Source organism: Nostoc sp. LPT (assembly GCF_017115165.1).
In the GTDB taxonomy this organism is placed as follows: domain Bacteria; phylum Cyanobacteriota; class Cyanobacteriia; order Cyanobacteriales; family Nostocaceae; genus Nostoc.
Window position 1 is genome coordinate 40499 of the sequence record NZ_JABXKF010000001.1, and the last position, 17475, is coordinate 57973.

Consider the following 17475-nt stretch of genomic DNA (forward strand, 5'->3'; position numbering starts at 1 on the left):
TACGATTGTTTCGGCTGACAATGCGATCGCATCAACTTACAACCCCATTGCATCAACCTGTATAAATAGAGCTTACCTCATCTCTCCCCCTGCTCCCTGCCCCCTGCCCCCTGCTTTCCTACATATCCCTTCTTCACTACTCACTCTCTAAGTTGCAGCACTCCACCCTTGGTTCAGTTGCAAAATCACTCAAACCCACAGCTTGCAACAGCGCCGTCCAAGAAGGATCTTCCAATTTGGGGCGACGCAATTCACTAGCAGCACTCAGCGCTTCATACCAAATACCATTAGCCGCATAAAGGTTTACTTGCTGGCGCGGTGTTGCTTTTTCCAATTGAGTTTTTAAAGCAGGCTTTAGTTGCTCTCGTTTTACATAGCCTTCAACATTAGCAATAATTTGGTTATCCTTCTGACAATAGATGTTAAAATACCATCGGTATTGCTTGCCTATCTCCAAAGGTGTTGTTTTTGATGGTAAGCGAAGGTTTACTACTCCTGGTGTCCCCGTTAAAGAAGTTTTATAAATAGTCTGATTTTGTGCCTCATCTTCTAGCACAAACTCTCCAAATGCAAAGTCCGATGCGTAAGGAACATAAAATAAGAAACTAGGATGCTCTGCGATCGTTGTTCCAAACACCAATTCTGAGTTTGAATAAATAGGTACTAAAGCTGTGAGCCGCTTTTGAGAAGAACTTAGAGGCTTGGTCACATTTTGACTACAGCCACGGCTACCTGCTTCCCCTCGCTTACCTGGTTCCCCGATGTCTGATGGTGGGGGCGGCGCAGCGAAAATCAGTGATTGATTTAATTGTCCTTTGGGGTTTTCAGGCTGTGCCTGCACTTGGATACAGCTCAGGAGTGTTAAACTAATGGCGAGGAAAAGTTGAATCTTTTGCACAAATAATTTCATTTGTTTTATACCTCAAGTTGTAGAAATCAGTTGTCGCTGACCTTGTTGTGTAGATAGGTAAATCGCTACTGTGCCACCAGTAAGCACTAAAACTAAGGTTGACGGAACTAGGGGAACCCAAATACCGTGGTAAAAGAGAATTAAGCAAAGAATGTATAAGCCTCCAAGTACGCCTCCTGCCGTTAGCAATAGATATAGTCTCGAACGATAGCGCCAAGTGAGTGTCTGCGACACAGCGTAGCCGATCGCACCTCCAACCACAGACCAACTCCAAACCCATAAGACTTCAACCCAAACAGGCAAAACTGATATCAAAGGTCGGCCATCGATCGCAGCACTCACCAGCTGACTCACCATTTGCGCTTGCAGAATCACTCCTGGTACTTCCTGAGAAAAACCCTGTTCAGTCATGTAGGGGGTAAGACTATAATCACGGAAGCTTTGGGCAGTGGTACCAATGAGGACAATTCGGTCTTTGACTTGATCGGGGTTGACCTTTCCTCTAAGAACATCTGTGAGTGTGACAATAGGTGCAATTTCTAAAGGAGAACCTTGGAAAGAGCGGTAATTAAGCAATATTTGATAGCCCCCGATATCCACTTTTTGATAGCCGCCCATCTGCGCTTCTGTTTTGGAGCCATTTCGCGATCGCAACCGTTTGAAAACGATGTTACCTAGCTGTAAATCTCCTTGGGGGGTGTATTTCGCAAAAATCCCTTTTTTCTCCAAATAGTGGAATGCCAGTTGGGCATTAAGGGCGTAGCGTGCAGTACAAGGAGATGTTGGGTTAGCTGGCTGCATTGCTAATAAATGACGACGCAAAACATTGTCTGAGTCGGGAACAATATCACTAAATCCTTGGCGTTCTGGTGGAACTCCTTTTGGAGGTGAAACTCCGGGATAGTTTTGGGTGCGATCGCTAACTTTGCAAATTGCAAAGAAATTGTCATCGGTTTTCCAACGAGTGGTTAAAGCGGCCTGATTGGGTTGTACTGGTTCAGCCCGATAAATATCCAAGCCAATGGTTCGCGCTTGGAACTGTGCAAGTTTATCTAACAGTCGCGCCAGTGCAAGATTTGACAGTGAGCCACTTCTTTGCTTCTGCTGTGGGAGGTAAAGATCGTCTTCAGTTACAGTGACGATCAATAGGCGCGAATCTTGCTTTTCCTGTGGACGCGATCGCATAAATTTGTCATATAACAGCAACTCCCATGTTTGCAATCCTCCTTGATGTCTTACCCCCAGTACACCAACAGTTATCAGCAAGCTCAACAGTAGCAAGGTTCCAAGGCGGCGAATGTTGGGAATTCGGGGCTTTGCCCAAGTCATTGGCACTACAGCATGATGTTCGCTAATTACTGGCAACCAACTTGCACCTGGATATTCCTTTTCTATTCCTTTAAGCCTTTGTCTAGCAGTACGAACCGCAGCATATATAGATTGTCCTGCTGAAAAAACCTCTAGAAAATGCTTTAAAAATTTTTGGGCTACTTTATCTGGCACTGGTTCCCGCATGACAATAATTTGCGGAATCTGTAAATCTTGTAGTTCTCGCGCTAATCCTAATCCATCGCAAGAGTTGAAAATCGCCAATTGTAACCCATTGGCAACAGCATTTCTCAGGGCATATCTGAGTTCATCAATTGTTAATTTATCTGTTTTATTAATATAGATGCAACTAGCTTCACCCTCACTCGTGCTATGACCTGCGAAAAATAAGATATTCCAAGGTTGTTTCCACAATTTGTCGTCGATGTTTGAATATTCAGGTTCTACTAAAAAAGTTGTAGTGACACCAGGTAATTTCTCTAATAACTGGCGGTCTTGCTCTACATCAATACCGTCACTATTGCCTAAAATTGCCAAAATTCTAATTTTATTTCTGCTTATGGATGTCTGCAATGCGGCTGTTACTGGTTCTGATTCTGGAACACTCAGAACAACTTCAGCGTTGAGGTAATCTCGATCGATCAAATCCCACAAATGCCAGGGAAGTTTTTTGAGTTGCAAACAATGAGTGCGAATCAACACCCGCACTTCTTCATCTGGCATCAAGTGTTTGAGCCATTTTTCCCGCACGGGACGAAATGACTCTGATAGCAACCAGTTATTCAGATGCTCCCGCACCTCACTAGCTTTTGTATTGCACTCTTGACGTCGCTGGGAAATAGAACCATCGTAAATAATTTTTTTGGCTTTGATGCGGGTAAATTTCCACAAGCTGCGATATGTGGACTGCCATTGGTCAATTGCTATTTCCATATCTAGATTAGAGGGTAGCTTGCCAGTAATTTCTGTAGTCGGGCGTTTGCCCTCTTCTCCAATCTCCAGCGTTACCTGCACGCCTAAATGCAAATCGCCATCTAGCTTCAGCACAACTAACTTTCTCATTGGCAGTACCCTGCTGTTGTTCTTAACAAATGACAAAATTTTCTGTGATGCTGATATCTCCTAGAACAAGTTTAACGCTGAAACGTTCTCCCACTTCACAACTAAATTCCAATTGAATATTCTTATTGCTGTTTCTTGTTTGAGCCTCCATCACAGATGCTCCCTCAAAATCCAGCACCATTAGATGGAGATTTGGTGGCAGATAATCTTGTCCATTTGTCGGATGTAATTCTACGATAATGTCCATTTCTTGCTCGTTATCTGGAGGTAAGGTAACGACTAAAACCACTGCGCGATCGCTCAAAAGCTTTCCTAAATCAATCAACTTACCCCTACTAAGAAAAGCACCATTGCCACTTCTTAGACTCCAAGCTGGATTGACACCTTGAGTGCCTAAAAGAGTTTCAATCTCTTGCCACCCAGCTTCAAAAATATTCTCTAACCATTGCTTCAAATTAACTAAATTCTGATTAGCCTCCAGCGAATTATCAGCTATTTCAGCAACATGGAATTGAGAAAGTTCTTCTAAATACTCTAAGAGATTGTCTAAAGGTTGCAATTGGTTAATGGGTAATAAATCAGTTTGTACTTGCTTGACAAATCCCAGCAGTGTTGCTTCTCTAAATGATTTGCCAATTTGCACAGCTACATAGCCAATTCGATTTGACTGTACTTCCGGCGGCACATAAACAAATTGTGCATCTTCTAATACTGGGCGACATTCTAATAAGCCCAAGTTTTTGAGCGACAAATCAGCAATATCCATAAGTGTCTGTTGTATGACATTCCAACTATCACTTTTATGCAAGTCTGTCTCAAATCCCATGCAACATAGATAATAATTTACGAACGACACAGACAAAGTATTGAGATAAACTTGTTCGCCTTTTGCTGGCGTGGCTTGTTGTCTGCGTAACTCTTCTGCTCGATGTCTTCCATCCACAGGTATCGGGGCTGAAAATGTTAAAACGTTGATGCTTTTGCTCATATTTTTGCCTAGCTGATTAGATGATATTAAACATTAAACATATAAATATTCATGGAATTTAGTAGCAAATTTTTTCAAACAACGTTGGTAAAAACTATGGAGAGATGTGATTCCAATACCCCATTCTGCCGAAATCTCTTTCCAGGAAATGCCAGAACATCTTCTTTTAGCTATAGCTTGAAAATTTGCTTCTGGATGACCTTTGATATGTTCCTTGCAAAAAATTAATTCTGGGTCAGTTTCTATACATTCTCTTACTTGCTCAAATAAAGACATAGGTTGAAATGAGGGTAGATTTTCCAGATGAGAGTTTTCGAGATTTATTTCATTTTCTTTGCCGATAATTTTGGGGATAGCCTCTGGGAAAAAACGTTTAGTTAATAGCATATTTATCCAAGTCATCACTTCGCCGCGTTCTGGGTTATACTTATTAATATTGTTATCTTGACAAAGATAGAAAAATAAATTTTGTACTGCTTCATCATAGATATCTTGATAAAGTAGTTGAAATTGACCTTTATAAGGACGAACAAGCTTACCTGACTGCCAAATAGCATTAATCAAACGTGTTAAGGCTATCCGCTTTTCCTTAGTTAGGTGTGTGTATTGTTGGGCTGCGATCGCTAAGTCTTTAAGTTGTTCATCTAGTTGTTTTCTCCAGTCATTACTCATAAAAGACCTCGAATCAGAACGCACCAAGTTGCGAATTCATCTATATCTCATGTATTGATCGCGACTTTTACACAAACCAGCCACAATTGTTACAAAACTTTGTGCTTAGATGAACTAGGGACTGGGAAGATTTGGCATTAACCTCTATGAAGTTTTATCACTACCCCAAGCGAGATAATTTGGGCAGACGACAGGCGGCGTTATAAATTAATAAGTGTATCTGCAATACCGGACTTGTTCTGGCTTAGTCTCAATAGCAAAGGTTTGGAGATGTTCACTTTATCAGAAACTTCTATCCTGGCGGCAATCCTACTGGTAGCTTTAGGCATTTTGGGCTGGGGCTTTTATCGCGCCAGACCTTTTGGTAAGCTGGGAATCTTAGCCTGGTTACAGTCGGTGGTGTTGATGACTCCTTGGCTCTTGTTTTTCGGATTGTTTGCCGCAGGGATTTACATTAATATAGCGGGTATATTGTTCTTAGTGGTGACATCCGCCGGATTGTACGTCTATTTGGGCAGACAGTTACGCGCAGCTGGGCAAGATGCCATCCTCAAGCAACGCGCAACCGAGAGACTAGCTGCTGCTAACTCACTTGAAGCAAATTCCCCACAATTAGCAGTCGCAGAACTGAAAGCGGAGATCCCACCAATACCGGAAGATGACTTGAATGCAATTAAAGGCATTTTTGGTATCGATACATTTTTTGCTACAGAAACCATCGCCTACCAAGATGGAGCCATTTTCAAAGGCAATTTGCGGGGAGAACCAGAAGAAACTCACAACTGTCTAACTGCAAGTTTACGGCAACGCCAAGGCGATCGATATCGCCTGTTTTTAGTGGAAAACACAGACGGTAGACCAGTGGTGATTGTCCTACCGAGCCGCAACGATCCCCGGCCGATGTTGTTATCGCAAAAAGCTTTTGCAGGTATTCTATTGATAGCAACCATTGCTACTAATCTAGAAGCTGCGGGATTACTGCTGAATTTTGATTTTTTTGGTAATCCAGAGCGGTTTCAAGAAGCTTTGCCCATAGGCGCTGGGATATTTTCGATTTTAGTAGCTCACGAAATTGGTCATTGGTTACTTGCCCAGCGTCACCAAATTCGTCTTAGCTGGCCCTTTTTTCTACCCGCAGTGCAAATTGGCTCCTTTGGTGCAATTACTCGCTTTGAGTCTCTATTGCCCAACCGCAAGGTATTATTTGATATTGCCTTAGCCGGGCCAGCCGCAGGTGGTATTGTCTCTTTGTTAATGCTGGTAACGGGCTTGCTGCTTTCGCACCCAGGTAGTTTATTTCAATTGCCAAATCAGTTTTTCCAAGGGTCGATTTTGGTGGGAAGTTTAGCGCGAGTTGTCCTTGGTTCGGCGTTGCAGTCATCCCTGGTAAGTGTTCATCCTCTAGTAGTGATTGGTTGGCTGGGGTTAATTATCACCGCTTTGAACTTGATGCCCGCAGGACAACTAGATGGTGGGCGCATTGTGCAGGCGATTTATGGACGTAAAACCGCAGGACGGGCAACGATCGCAACTTTAATTTTACTGGCAGTAGTATCTCTCGGTAATATGATTGCCATGTACTGGGCGATCGTCATTTTCTTTTTGCAACGGGATCAAGAACGCCCCAGCTTAAATGAAATCACTGAACCAGATGATGCCAGAGCCGCTTTGGGTCTTTTGGCTCTATTTTTGATGATTACTACCCTTTTACCCCTAACTCCCGCCTTGGCTGGGCGGTTGGGAATAGGATAGTACTCTGAGTCGAATGGCACTAAAATCAGATGAAGAGAGCTTAATGAAATAATTTTTTATTAACAGTTGAAGCTTTTTATCTGAATTGAAGTGCCAGCATGACTATCACTATTTCATGGCAAGCCTATTGGGAACTATTTCAGGAGACTATCGAACGTTCTCAACACCCAGATCCTGATGATGCAATAGATGTGGTTTATAAATACCCGCAAGCTTTAGGACAGGGTTATTTGCGACAAATTGAGTTGCGAGAGGGCTTGGTATTGAGTATCCTCAACTTACAACTGAGCGATCGCCTAATCATCCAAGCCCCTGAACGCGAACATGGTTTTGAGTGGAACTTTAATTTTACCGGACAATCCCAGAATAAACTTGCTGCGATCAGTGATGGACGATACATTTTTTATGGGAGTGGTTTAGCTCCTAAAGAGACAATAAATTGTGGTATACAGCCCGCTCTAGGGGTGGGTTTTGAAATGGAACCCGAAGTATCAAATCAACTACTACGCTCCTTTGTTGGCGACCCAGACGGGGAATTACCGCCAGAATTACAATCGTTGATTCGACAGTCTGATCAGGAGTATTGCTGCCGTTCTGGAATTGCTACACAAGCCATGCAGATTGTAGCAAGACAAATCTTGCAATGTCCCTATCAAGGTATTGCTAAACGGATGTATCTAGAAGGCAAAGTTTTGGAGTTAATGGGAATCTTGGTTGCACAGGAAGTTGAAATCCAAAATAGCAACAGCAACCCTCTCCCCCTGAAACCAGATGTGGTTGACAGAATTCACCTTGCCAGAGAAATTTTATTGCAACGGTTGGATAATCCACCTTCGTTAATAGAATTAGCACGACAGGTAAGTTTAAATGACTATCTCCTCAAGCAGGGATTTCGTGCCTGTTTTGGCACAACAGCATTTAACTATTTGCATCACTATCGCCTAGAACAAGCACATCACCTCTTAAAGACAAAAAACATGAAAGTATCAGAGGTCGCTAAAGCCGTTGGGTTTGTTAACCAGAGTTACTTTGCCGCAGCCTTTAGAAAAAAATTTGGTTTACCTCCAAAGGAATATCAGATCCAGCAGAAAAAATCCGTCTAGCGTTCAAAAAAAATCCGTCTAGCCGCTAAAACGCCTTGAAATCACACCAGATTATCCTGTAATCTTTTTGAGAATTCTTCTCAGTTCTGGTGTGAGTGATGTTGAAATTGTGGCGGCGATCAGTATCCTTTCTCGTAGGCGTGGTTTCCGTTTTTAGTGTTCCACCCACATTGGCAGAAGTCGTTAATCAGGTTTCAACAGCAAGCAATGAGTTACCAATTGCTACGATTCGTCGTGTGCATGACCTTCAACGTCCGGCGATGACGGTTAAAGAATGGCTGTCTCAGAGTGGATCTAGAAATAATCAACCAGCAGAGATAGTTCAAGTTACGGGAGTCAAGGCAAATCCCACCAATAAGGGTGTGGAGGTGATTTTACAAACTTCCCTTGGGCAACAGTTGCAACTGGTAAATCGCAGTACTGGCAATAATTTTATTGTTGATATTCCCAACGCGCAATTGCGCTTGCCTAATGGTAAGTCATACACATTCCGCTCTGACAAGCCAATAGCGGATCTTCGTGAAATAACAGTTACTAATATTGATGCGAAGACTGTGCGAGTGACGGTGGTGGGTGAGAAAGCCTTGCCCACAGTTGAGTTATTTGATGATAATGTCGGGCTGGTTTTTGGTATAACTTCTACGGCAACGGCAACGCAGCCACCACAGCAACCCCAAACACCGCAAGCCGAAGAAAAGCCAGCACTCCCTGCACCGCAGCAGGATGAGCCAATAGAGTTGGTGGTGACAGGGGAGCAAGACGGATATCGCGTACCGAATACCTCTGCCGCCACCAGAACCGATACGCCCCTGCGTGACATTCCCCAATCAATTCAGGTAATTCCTCAACAGGTACTCAAAGATCAACAAGTTAACACTGTAAATGAGGCGCTCAGAAACATTACTGGTGTGAGTCCGACCCAACAATCTGACCGCAACAATTTCGATTTTACGGTTCGAGGGTTTAGTAGTGCCACAACCCTCAGAAATGGATTACCAGATCCATCAGGCTCTAATTCGAGTGAGTTTTCCAATCTGGAGCGAATTGAATTCCTCAGTGGTCCAGCTTCAGTTCTGTTTGGTCAGGGCAGTCCAGGTGGCACGATTAATTTCATTACCAAACAACCTCTACGCGATCCTTTTTACACGATTGAAGCAACCGTTGGCAGTTATGATTTCTACCGAGGTGCTGTGGATCTATCTGGCCCCTTGAATGACGAAAAGACAGTTTCGTATCGATTTAATGCATCTTACCTGGATAAACAGGGGTTCACTGATTTCTTCAATAAGAGAGTGTTTTTGATTGCGCCTGTCATCCGTTGGGACATTAACAAGAAAACCAATTTGACTTTAGAGGCAGATTACACTGATGCAAAAAGCTTACCTTTGTACGGTCTACCTGCTTTTGGCACGGTACTTCCCAATCCCAACGGTGAAATACCGCGCAACCGCAATATTAATGAGCCTGACGCTTATCAAGAAACGAGGACGGCTAGAGTAGGATACAGGCTCGAACATCAGTTTAGTGACAACTGGTCATTCCGAAACGCCTTTCAAGTAGGCTTTGTTCGAGACGATGCTCAAGGTGCGTCTGCTAGTGGTCTTGAGTCTGATAATCAAACCTTGGATCGTGGTTATGGTATCAACAACAAATATTATTACAATGCCTATAACTTGACAACAGACATAATTGGTAAATTCTTAACTGGCTCGATTCAACATCAATTATTAGTCGGAGTCGATCTAAGTCGATTCGATGTCATTAGACAGAGTGGGGCTGGGGGTACGGCATCGTCGCTTAACCTATACAATCCGGTGTATGGTCTGCCGTTCAGTCCGGTTGAATTTGAATATAGTGCTGACTCTGTAAGCGATACACTAGGGGTTTATGTTCAGGATCAGGTCACGTTGGCTCCTAGTCTGAAGTTGCTGCTGGGTGGACGGTTTGACACCTCCACCTCCACAAATCGAGATCAGCTTGCCAACACCGAAAGCAGCCAATCGGATGATGCCTTTAGCCCTCGTTTTGGCATTGTCTATCAGCCCATCCCACCAATTTCACTGTATGCTAGCTACAGCCGCTCCTTTACCCCTGTAGGTGGAACGGATTTTGATGGCAATCTATTCCAACCCGAACGCGGTACTCAGTATGAAGATGGAGTCAAGGCAGATTTGAATGACCGACTTTCAGTAACCCTTGCCTTTTATGACCTGACCCGTACCAATATTTCAACGGAGGACACTAGACCCGGTGTACCACCAGGTCAATTTATTCAGATTGGGGAACAGCGTAGCCGGGGCATTGAACTCAATATGGCAGGTGAGATATTGCCGGGATGGAACATCTATGCGGGCTATGCCTACACCGATGCCCGAGTTACAGAGGACAACACCCCAACTGTGGGTAATCAATTGTACAATACGCCGGAGAATGCCTTTAACCTGTGGACAAGCTATGAAATTCAAAAAGGTTCTTTGCAAGGCTTAGGGTTTGGTGTGGGATTTTTCTTTGTAGGAGACAGGCAGGGCGATTTGGAAAATACCTTTAAGGTGCCCAGCTATGTCACTAATGATGCTGCTATTTTCTATAAACGAGGGCAGTTACGCACACAGATCAATTTTAAAAATCTGTTTAATGTGGACTACTTTGAGGCTGTCCGTGACGACCTCCGTGTTTTCCCCGGCCAGCCATTCACCGTGCAGGGTACGATTTCGTGGGAGTTTTAACAGTTACCAGTTACCAGTTATCAGTTATCAGTTATCAGTTATCAGTTAAATCAATTGGGTTTAAGTCCCACACAAAAGGAAGAGTGGAAAGCGTTGGTGGCGGGTTTAAATCCCCCACCATACGCTTGGTCACTGGTCACTGGTCACTGTTCACTGTTTTAAGGTAAGTGAGGGGAATGGAGGGCGAGCATCAGGTGTGATCGCGCTTGCTTTTCATACCCAATTAGTGATTCGATAAAGGTGCAACTCTTTCTTATCTAAGCTATTTAAGTCAAATAATGGGGAATGAGAAGTTCGATAATGATATTAATTATTGAAATTAGGGAGTTTATAGCGTGTGATTCAACCAGAGGTAGCATCTTACGGTTCTTGGAGATCACCCATCACAACAGACTTAATTACTGCACGTACAATTGGATTGGGGCAAATTGCTATTGATGGCGAAGACATTTATTGGAGTGAGTTACGACCGTCCGAGCAAGGCAGAACTGTGGTAGTAAGACGGAGTGCCAATAATCAAATTCAGGATGTCACTCCTGCGCCCTTCAATGTGCGTACCCGTGTTCATGAATATGGCGGTAACTCTTTTTTCGTTGTTGATAGCACTGTCTACTTTAGCAACTTTGCCGACCAACGCCTCTATCGTCAGGAGATTAATACTGAACCGCAAGCCATCACACCCCTAGTTGCTGTGCGCTATGCAGACGGAATTTTTGACCGTCAACGCCACCGAATTATTTGTGTATCTGAGGATCACACCATTCCTGACCGTGAGCCAATCAACACACTGGTGAGTCTGGGATTAGAAGGAGATAGCAAACCGTTAGTATCTGGAAACGACTTTTACGCCTCACCCCGTCTTAGCCCTGATGGCTCTCGCTTGGCTTGGCTGGTTTGGAACCATCCAAATATGCCTTGGGATGGTACTCAACTATGGGTGGGGGAACTTCTAGCAGATGGCTGTTTAGGTAATACTCAACAAATTGCTGGTGGTTTCAATGAATCCATATTTCAGCCGGAGTGGTCTAGTGAGGGCAAATTGTACTTTATCAGTGACCGTACTGGTTGGTGGAATCTCTACCGTTGGCAAGATGGAGAAATACAAGCTTTGATACAAATGAAGGCAGAGTTTGGTCGTCCCCAGTGGCTTTTAGGTATGTCAACTTATGCTTTCGAGTCAGCTAACCGCATTATCTGCACATATACCCAACAAGGTACTTGGCACTTAGCGAGTCTTGACACAACAACAACTCAATTGAAACCGCTGCCGACACCATATACGGAAATTAGTGGTATTCAGGCAACCTTAGGACGAGTTGTTTTCCGAGCAAGTTCTCCGACTGAGTTATCCGCTATTGTGCAACTTGATTTGGCTACCGAAAAACTGGAAGTGTTACGCCGTTCTAATGATGTAACAATTGATCCTGGTTATCTTTCCCTCCCTCAGCCAATTGAGTACCTGACAGCTAACGGTCAAACCGCCTATGCTATATTTTACCCACCTCAAAACCTTGATTACACTGCTCCTGAAACTGAGAAACCTCCTCTGATTGTCAAAAGCCACGGTGGGCCAACCGCAGCTGCTTCTAGTAACCTGAGCTTTAGTATTCAGTACTGGACTAGCCGGGGTATAGCGGTTCTAGATGTAAATTATGGTGGTAGCACAGGTTATGGACGAGAGTATCGTCAAAGATTAGATGGTCAGTGGGGAATTGTTGATGTAGATGATTGCGTCTTTGGTGCGCGTTACCTAGTAGAACAAGGGATAGTTGACGGCGAGCGTTTGGCAATTTCCGGTGGCAGTGCTGGTGGTTATACAACGCTTTGTGCCTTGACTTTCCGTAATACCTTCAAAGCTGGTGCCAGCTACTACGGAGTCAGTGACCTAGAAGCTTTAGCACGGGATACACACAAATTTGAATCGCGATACTTGGAGCGTTTAATTGGTGCTTACCCACAACAGCGTCAGATTTATCAACAACGCTCGCCAATCAATTTTACTGACCGTCTTGCCTGCCCTGTAATTTTTTTTCAGGGACTAGAAGATCAAGTTGTTCCACCAAACCAAACACAAGCAATGGTTACAGCCTTGCAGGCTAAAGGTCTGCCAGTGGCTTATGTTCCCTTTGAAGGTGAACAACATGGCTTCCGCAAAGCCGAAAACATCAAAAAATCACTAGAAGCGGAACTCTACTTTTATTCACGTATTTTCGGCTTTCAACTGACTGAATTAATCGAATCGGTAATTATTGAAAATACTCGATTCTAATATCTTAAGTTGTAATGGGGCAGGTAAACAAAGTCAGTTATGAGCCGAATCATCGCAGTTTTTAATCAGGCGGGAGGTGTTGCCAAAACCACCCTTACCCAAAACCTGGGCTACCACATAGCACAACTAGGTCATCGCGTCCTGCTCATCGACATAGACCCCCAAGCCTTTAAACAACAGTTTAGCGACAATTGGCAGATTCGTAACAATCTTTCTGTGGTTTTTAGTAGAGTTATAGACGAAAATACTTCACCAGCAGCATTCACTCCTGGTCTAGTGAACGATCGCTTCATAAACATAGTAGGTCTAAATCGTGATTACGCAACAGACAACTATTCTGGACAGGCCGACTTGCTTGGCAAATTTAATACAGGCTCGATTTCGCATCAACTTTTGATCGGCTTTGATTTCAATCGCAATGGCGCGATTTGATCGCTGTGCGTAAGTTCAAGTTGTTAGAAAAATCAACTGGAGGGTTTCCAGCCTGCTAGTAAATTGGGGTAAGCTACTGGTGTCGGGAAGAGTTTCTGTAAGCCAATCTGGCGTTCTTGGGGCTTTTCTTGGCTTAGGTTCCATAGGGTTTCATAGAAAAAGAAGGAGACTCCAGCAAAGTTGCGACCGCGTACTTTTTGCACTTGTGTCTGAATCTGCTGTATCGGTACAGATTTATTTTTCAACCCAGCCAAAATGCCCACACTCACGGGAATATGGCTCTTGGCCGCTTTCACTTCTGGATACTCTAATTCGCTGATAAAGACATTCAAATCATCCCGATATATCTGTAAAACTAAATCTTCAATGATTCCCAGGCGTTCCCACTTCTGCCAGTCTGCTAAAAAGAAGTCATAAGAAAAACGTTGAGGATTAGGAGCAACGGAAACCAGGCAATCTTTTTTAGTAGCTTTGATGGCTGTAAATACCTGCTTCATAAACTCAGTGATTTTATTAGCTCTCCAACGTACCCATTCTGGATCTTGGGAGTTTTTAGAAGGAGCTTTTCCCCGGTGTTCTTTTTTGTAAAGTGCTACTGTATAAGCATCGTAGCCTAATTCTGATGGTAAACCAAAATGATCGTCAAATTGAATACCATCGATCTTGTAGTTTCTAACAATTTCAACGATTAAATTTTGGATAAACCGTTGTACTTCTGGGCGAAAGGGATTTAGCCAAACGCGATTATGTCTGCCTTCTTTGAGAATCCGAGTCCCATCACTGCGACTTGTGAGCCATTGGGGACGATTTTTAGCTAATAGAGAATCTGCTGGTGCCATGAAGCCAAATTCAAACCAGGGAATCACTGTTAACCCTTTTTGATGTCCCACATCAACAATTTCTTTGAGGATATCTCGCCCTTTGAGTCCGGGTGTGGGATCGAGCGATCGCCCGATAACTTTTTGGGCAACTTTGCTAGGATACAATGTATACCCCCAATTCCAAACCGCCAGATATATCGTGTTAAAATTGAGTTCATCAAGGCGTTGCAAAGATCCCTTGAGGCGATCGCGCTCAAATAACACATCACTATCAATATTTGTTAACCACACTCCCCTTAACTCAGATGCTGACGCTCGCGGCAGATTTATTTGAGCGTTCAATGGAAACGACAATATCAACGTAGCGATTGCACTTAAGGTCAGCATAACGACAAACAAAAGAGACTTTCTACTTTGGCGAATATTCCACCAAGAAGAAAACTCAACACACCACTTTACAAACCTTTTCATCATTATTTAAAATGTCTGTGTCACTGAAGGAAACATCGGCATGATAACTAATATTAATGCTTAACCTTTATTTACTGCTCTAAAAAGAGATTGCCAATATCAAATAAAAGTTGCATAGTACCTCGATAGCCAACCTTGGTGAACTGACCATAATCTAAGCGGTCAAAAATGGGAATCCCTTGACGATAGAGAGGAATTTTTAAGCGTTGGGCGATCGCTACTCCATGAGAGTTGGTAATTAGTAAATCAGACCCAACCGCCAATTGCTCAAAGTCTTCCAAATCGCCGATAGTGACGCTCTTAATCGGCAGTTTTTCGAGCAGAGGAAAGCGTGTTGTTGTCACTGCTGAGTGAATCTCAACTCCTAGCGATCGCAAAAAAGCAACTGTTGACCAAAGTAAATCTGGTTCTAGCGCCAAAGAAACTCGCTTGTAACCAAAGTAAAAGTGATTCTCCAACATCACATGTTGTAACTGACGGCGTTGACGGCGTTGACGGCGTTGACGGCGATGAGGGGGATGAGGAGGAAAGACTTTCCCTTGTGCTCAAAGCTTTGTGCCCCTCTGCCTCTCCCCCTACTCCCTCATCTCCCCCATCTTCAGTATTTATTGCCCTGATAGACTACTTAGTGTTGTAGTATTGCCCAGTACCTGATAAATCAACCAGGAAAATCGCGATCGCCTCTTTTCCCGAACATTGGCGATCGCGCCGAAATCCCAAACCACGACAAGGTGTTTAAGCGCTTTGTATCCGCTTATTTGCCTGATTAAGAGGATAGGGATGAAAATACTTTAGGAAAAACAAGTTGAGCTAGAAAGAGCCATATTCATTGGTATCTAATCCTTGTGGTTGCGGTTGGGAGATGTTGGGGAAATATTTGGGGTAAAACTGGGGTAATGTAAAAGGGTCAAAATGTTTACAAAGCAGCTGTGTTAAACAAAAATTATGTCGTCCGATCGAAGTAGATTTTATCCCAAGACGACGATGGTCTTCTAAATAAGCATTAGCTTCTATAATTGCGATTTGACACACGGGTGTAGATCCGTTTAACGGATTTTGCGCTCCTTTATACCCTATATTGTCAAGTTAGGCGCTTATATCTTGCATATAGATAACTTTTACCCTCACGACTGGAGAGCAAAATCTTGGGCATAGAATTACGCAGTTTCGTATTTCTCGACAGCCTGCAACCTCAACATGCAGCATATATGGGAACAGTAGCCCAAGGCTTCTTACCATTACCAGGAGATACATCACTGTGGATTGAAATCTCTCCTGGTATCGAAATTAATAAAATTACGGATATAGCCCTAAAATCTGCCTCTGTCCGTCCGGGAGTACAGGTAGTTGAACGACTATACGGACTATTAGAAGTTCATTCTAGCTCCCAAGGCGAAACCAGAGCTGCTGGTCAAGCTATTTTGGCGGCACTGGGAGTCCGAAGAGAGGAATGTCTGAAACCGCGTGTTATTTCTAGTCAGATTATCCGCAACATCGATGCTTATCAAACACAACTCATTAATCGCACGCGCCGGGGACAGCTACTACTAGCAGGACAAACGCTATATGTATTAGAAGTGGAGCCTGCTGCTTACGCTGCACTGGCTGCTAATGAAGCAGAGAAAGCAGCAAGGATTAACATTCTTGAAGTTCAAGCTGTAGGTAGTTTTGGACGGCTTTACTTAGGTGGGCAAGAACAGGATATTCTAGCAGGAGCAGCGGGAGCATTAACGGCCATTGAAAGTGTCGCTGGTCGGGTAAATTCTCTGGGTGGGCGTCAGGAGTAAAGGAGAGAAAATGGCAAATCGAGAGCATCTAACTTTACTCAAAGCAGGTGCAGTTAAATGGATTGAGTGGAGAAAGAAAAATCCCCAGATTGAACCAGACCTCAGCGCTGCGAATCTGCAAGGCGATAACCTCAGAGGCGCAAACCTCCAAGGGGTAAACTTGAGAAGAGTCGATTTGGGTAATGCTTTACTTGTGCGAGCAAACCTTAGTGGTGCTGACCTCAGTAGTGCCAACCTCTCCAAAGCCTTCCTGAATGAAGCTAACCTGAGTGCAGCTAACTTCAGTGTTGCTAACTTGAGTGGTGCTATACTTACGCAGGCAGATTTGAGTCATGCCAATTTGATTGGAGCTGACTTGAGTCAGGTGGATCTTAGAGGCGCTGCGATCGCATCTGCTAATCTAATTGGCACTGACTTAAAAGACGCTAACTTGAGAAATGCCGATTTAGGTGCAGCAAAGTTGATTCGGGCTAACCTCACTTTTGCCAACCTCATTGAAGCTAACTTGATTGCGGCCGATCTCAGCGAGGCGAGTTTATACGAAGCAGAAGTTTTAGGGGCTTATCTTTACAAAGCTGACCTATACAAAGCTAATCTGACCAAGGCTCACCTAAGTGGTGCATACCTGTTGCGGGCTAACCTAAGTGAAGCTGATTTGAGTCAAGCTGATTTAAGTTGGACTAACCTGAGAAACGCGAATTTGGCAGGGGCAAATCTCAGAGGAACTAACCTTAGAGGAGCCGACATTCAAGGAGCTAACTTCAGCGGCGTAAATCTTCAAGAAACAATAATGCCTAACGCTTCAAGACACGATTAGTTTATAAAAAAAGAAATTGACGTTTAGATTCATTTTTTTTGGGGTATCTCTTCCCACAACTAGCTTCACTGCTTCAAGGAAGTATAGCTAATACCAATTCTCTAAAAGCTGGCTACAGATAAAGCTACCAAAATATATTGCCTTCGAGCAATAGATGCAATAATTGGTTTGCTTAATTTCCCAATTTCAGCATAGAGAGCAGCACGTAATTCATCGAGGTTTTTTGGTAATAACCAACGAAGTCGCCGCTTAATATATTGCCAAACCTGCTCAATTGGATTTAATACCAATTCTCTAAAAGCTGGCTACAGATAAAGCTACCAAAATATATTGCCT

General features: G+C 43.6%; 13 protein-coding genes and 2 pseudogenes. 7 read left to right on the forward strand and 8 right to left on the reverse strand.

Annotated elements, in window-relative coordinates:
• Positions 1 to 136: 136 nt before the first annotated feature.
• Genes HWQ58_RS00155 through HWQ58_RS00170 form a run of 4 tightly spaced genes read right to left on the reverse strand, consistent with a single transcriptional unit; the run spans position 137 to position 4961 of the window.
• On the reverse strand, positions 137 to 910 hold the full coding sequence (locus HWQ58_RS00155; RefSeq protein WP_292856401.1) for a DUF928 domain-containing protein: 774 nt from the start codon (positions 908 to 910) through the stop codon (positions 137 to 139).
• Between the two features lie 12 nt (positions 911 to 922).
• A complete protein-coding gene (locus HWQ58_RS00160; RefSeq protein ID WP_292856403.1) occupies positions 923 to 3301 on the reverse strand; it encodes a CHASE2 domain-containing protein in 2379 nt (792 codons plus the stop codon).
• A 22-nt stretch (positions 3302 to 3323) separates the two neighbouring features.
• The gene (locus HWQ58_RS00165) at positions 3324 to 4289 is read right to left on the reverse strand and encodes a DUF1822 family protein (RefSeq protein WP_292856405.1); all 966 of its coding nucleotides are present in this window, start codon (positions 4287 to 4289) and stop codon (positions 3324 to 3326) included.
• Between the two features lie 33 nt (positions 4290 to 4322).
• The gene (locus HWQ58_RS00170; protein WP_292856407.1) at positions 4323 to 4961 is read right to left on the reverse strand and encodes a sigma-70 family RNA polymerase sigma factor; all 639 of its coding nucleotides are present in this window, start codon (positions 4959 to 4961) and stop codon (positions 4323 to 4325) included.
• 270 nt (positions 4962 to 5231) lie between these two features.
• Between HWQ58_RS00170 and HWQ58_RS00175 the strand changes: the two genes are divergently transcribed.
• The 5 genes and pseudogenes from HWQ58_RS00175 to HWQ58_RS00195 form a co-directional block, all read left to right on the forward strand.
• Positions 5232 to 6713 (forward strand): site-2 protease family protein, encoded by a 1482-nt coding sequence (locus HWQ58_RS00175; RefSeq protein WP_292856409.1) that lies wholly within the window; start codon positions 5232 to 5234, stop codon positions 6711 to 6713.
• A gap of 98 nt (positions 6714 to 6811) precedes the next feature.
• Positions 6812 to 7816, forward strand: a complete 1005-nt coding sequence (locus tag HWQ58_RS00180; protein ID WP_292856411.1) for an AraC family transcriptional regulator — start codon at positions 6812 to 6814, stop codon at positions 7814 to 7816.
• Positions 7817 to 7914: 98 nt separating this feature from the next.
• Positions 7915 to 10542, forward strand: coding sequence for a TonB-dependent siderophore receptor (locus HWQ58_RS00185; protein ID WP_292856413.1), 2628 nt, complete (start codon positions 7915 to 7917; stop codon positions 10540 to 10542).
• Between the two features lie 337 nt (positions 10543 to 10879).
• The gene (locus HWQ58_RS00190) at positions 10880 to 12811 is read left to right on the forward strand and encodes a S9 family peptidase (protein ID WP_292856415.1); all 1932 of its coding nucleotides are present in this window, start codon (positions 10880 to 10882) and stop codon (positions 12809 to 12811) included.
• A 39-nt stretch (positions 12812 to 12850) separates the two neighbouring features.
• Positions 12851 to 12979 (forward strand): annotated as a pseudogene (locus tag HWQ58_RS00195) (ParA family protein); the annotation flags it as partial.
• A gap of 296 nt (positions 12980 to 13275) precedes the next feature.
• Here HWQ58_RS00195 and HWQ58_RS00200 read toward each other — a convergent pair.
• From HWQ58_RS00200 to HWQ58_RS00210, 3 genes and pseudogenes are all read right to left on the reverse strand, one after another.
• Entirely contained in the window at positions 13276 to 14535 is a 1260-nt protein-coding gene (locus HWQ58_RS00200; protein WP_292856429.1) for a glycoside hydrolase family 10 protein, read from the reverse strand.
• A gap of 71 nt (positions 14536 to 14606) precedes the next feature.
• Positions 14607 to 15032, reverse strand: a pseudogene (locus HWQ58_RS00205) (nitrogenase component 1); the annotation flags it as partial.
• A 313-nt stretch (positions 15033 to 15345) separates the two neighbouring features.
• A complete protein-coding gene (locus tag HWQ58_RS00210) occupies positions 15346 to 15567 on the reverse strand; it encodes a hypothetical protein (RefSeq protein ID WP_292856417.1) in 222 nt (73 codons plus the stop codon).
• Between the two features lie 113 nt (positions 15568 to 15680).
• On the opposite strand from HWQ58_RS00210, the gene HWQ58_RS00215 reads away from it, so the two are divergent.
• Both HWQ58_RS00215 and HWQ58_RS00220 read left to right on the forward strand, forming a co-directional pair.
• A complete protein-coding gene (locus HWQ58_RS00215) occupies positions 15681 to 16322 on the forward strand; it encodes a hypothetical protein (protein WP_292856419.1) in 642 nt (213 codons plus the stop codon).
• Positions 16323 to 16332: 10 nt separating this feature from the next.
• On the forward strand, positions 16333 to 17139 hold the full coding sequence (locus tag HWQ58_RS00220) for a pentapeptide repeat-containing protein (RefSeq protein ID WP_292856421.1): 807 nt from the start codon (positions 16333 to 16335) through the stop codon (positions 17137 to 17139).
• Between the two features lie 101 nt (positions 17140 to 17240).
• Here the strand turns inward: HWQ58_RS00220 and HWQ58_RS00225 are convergent, their stop codons facing one another.
• The gene (locus tag HWQ58_RS00225; protein WP_292856423.1) at positions 17241 to 17429 is read right to left on the reverse strand and encodes a hypothetical protein; all 189 of its coding nucleotides are present in this window, start codon (positions 17427 to 17429) and stop codon (positions 17241 to 17243) included.
• Between the last annotated feature and the right edge of the window lie 46 nt (positions 17430 to 17475).

Bases quoted from the DNA above. Each gene is read 5' to 3' on its own strand.
- HWQ58_RS00155 (WP_292856401.1), bottom strand. From the start codon at position 910: ATGAAATTATTTGTGCAAAAGATTCAACTTTTCCTCGCCATTAGTTTA.
- HWQ58_RS00220 (WP_292856421.1), top strand. From the start codon at position 16,333: ATGGCAAATCGAGAGCATCTAACTTTACTCAAAGCAGGTGCAGTTAAA.
- HWQ58_RS00185 (WP_292856413.1), top strand. From the start codon at position 7,915: ATGTTGAAATTGTGGCGGCGATCAGTATCCTTTCTCGTAGGCGTGGTT.
- HWQ58_RS00170 (WP_292856407.1), bottom strand. From the start codon at position 4,961: ATGAGTAATGACTGGAGAAAACAACTAGATGAACAACTTAAAGACTTA.
- HWQ58_RS00165 (WP_292856405.1), bottom strand. From the start codon at position 4,289: ATGAGCAAAAGCATCAACGTTTTAACATTTTCAGCCCCGATACCTGTG.
- HWQ58_RS00180 (WP_292856411.1), top strand. From the start codon at position 6,812: ATGACTATCACTATTTCATGGCAAGCCTATTGGGAACTATTTCAGGAG.
- HWQ58_RS00160 (WP_292856403.1), bottom strand. From the start codon at position 3,301: ATGAGAAAGTTAGTTGTGCTGAAGCTAGATGGCGATTTGCATTTAGGC.
- HWQ58_RS00200 (WP_292856429.1), bottom strand. From the start codon at position 14,535: ATGAAAAGGTTTGTAAAGTGGTGTGTTGAGTTTTCTTCTTGGTGGAAT.
- HWQ58_RS00175 (WP_292856409.1), top strand. From the start codon at position 5,232: ATGTTCACTTTATCAGAAACTTCTATCCTGGCGGCAATCCTACTGGTA.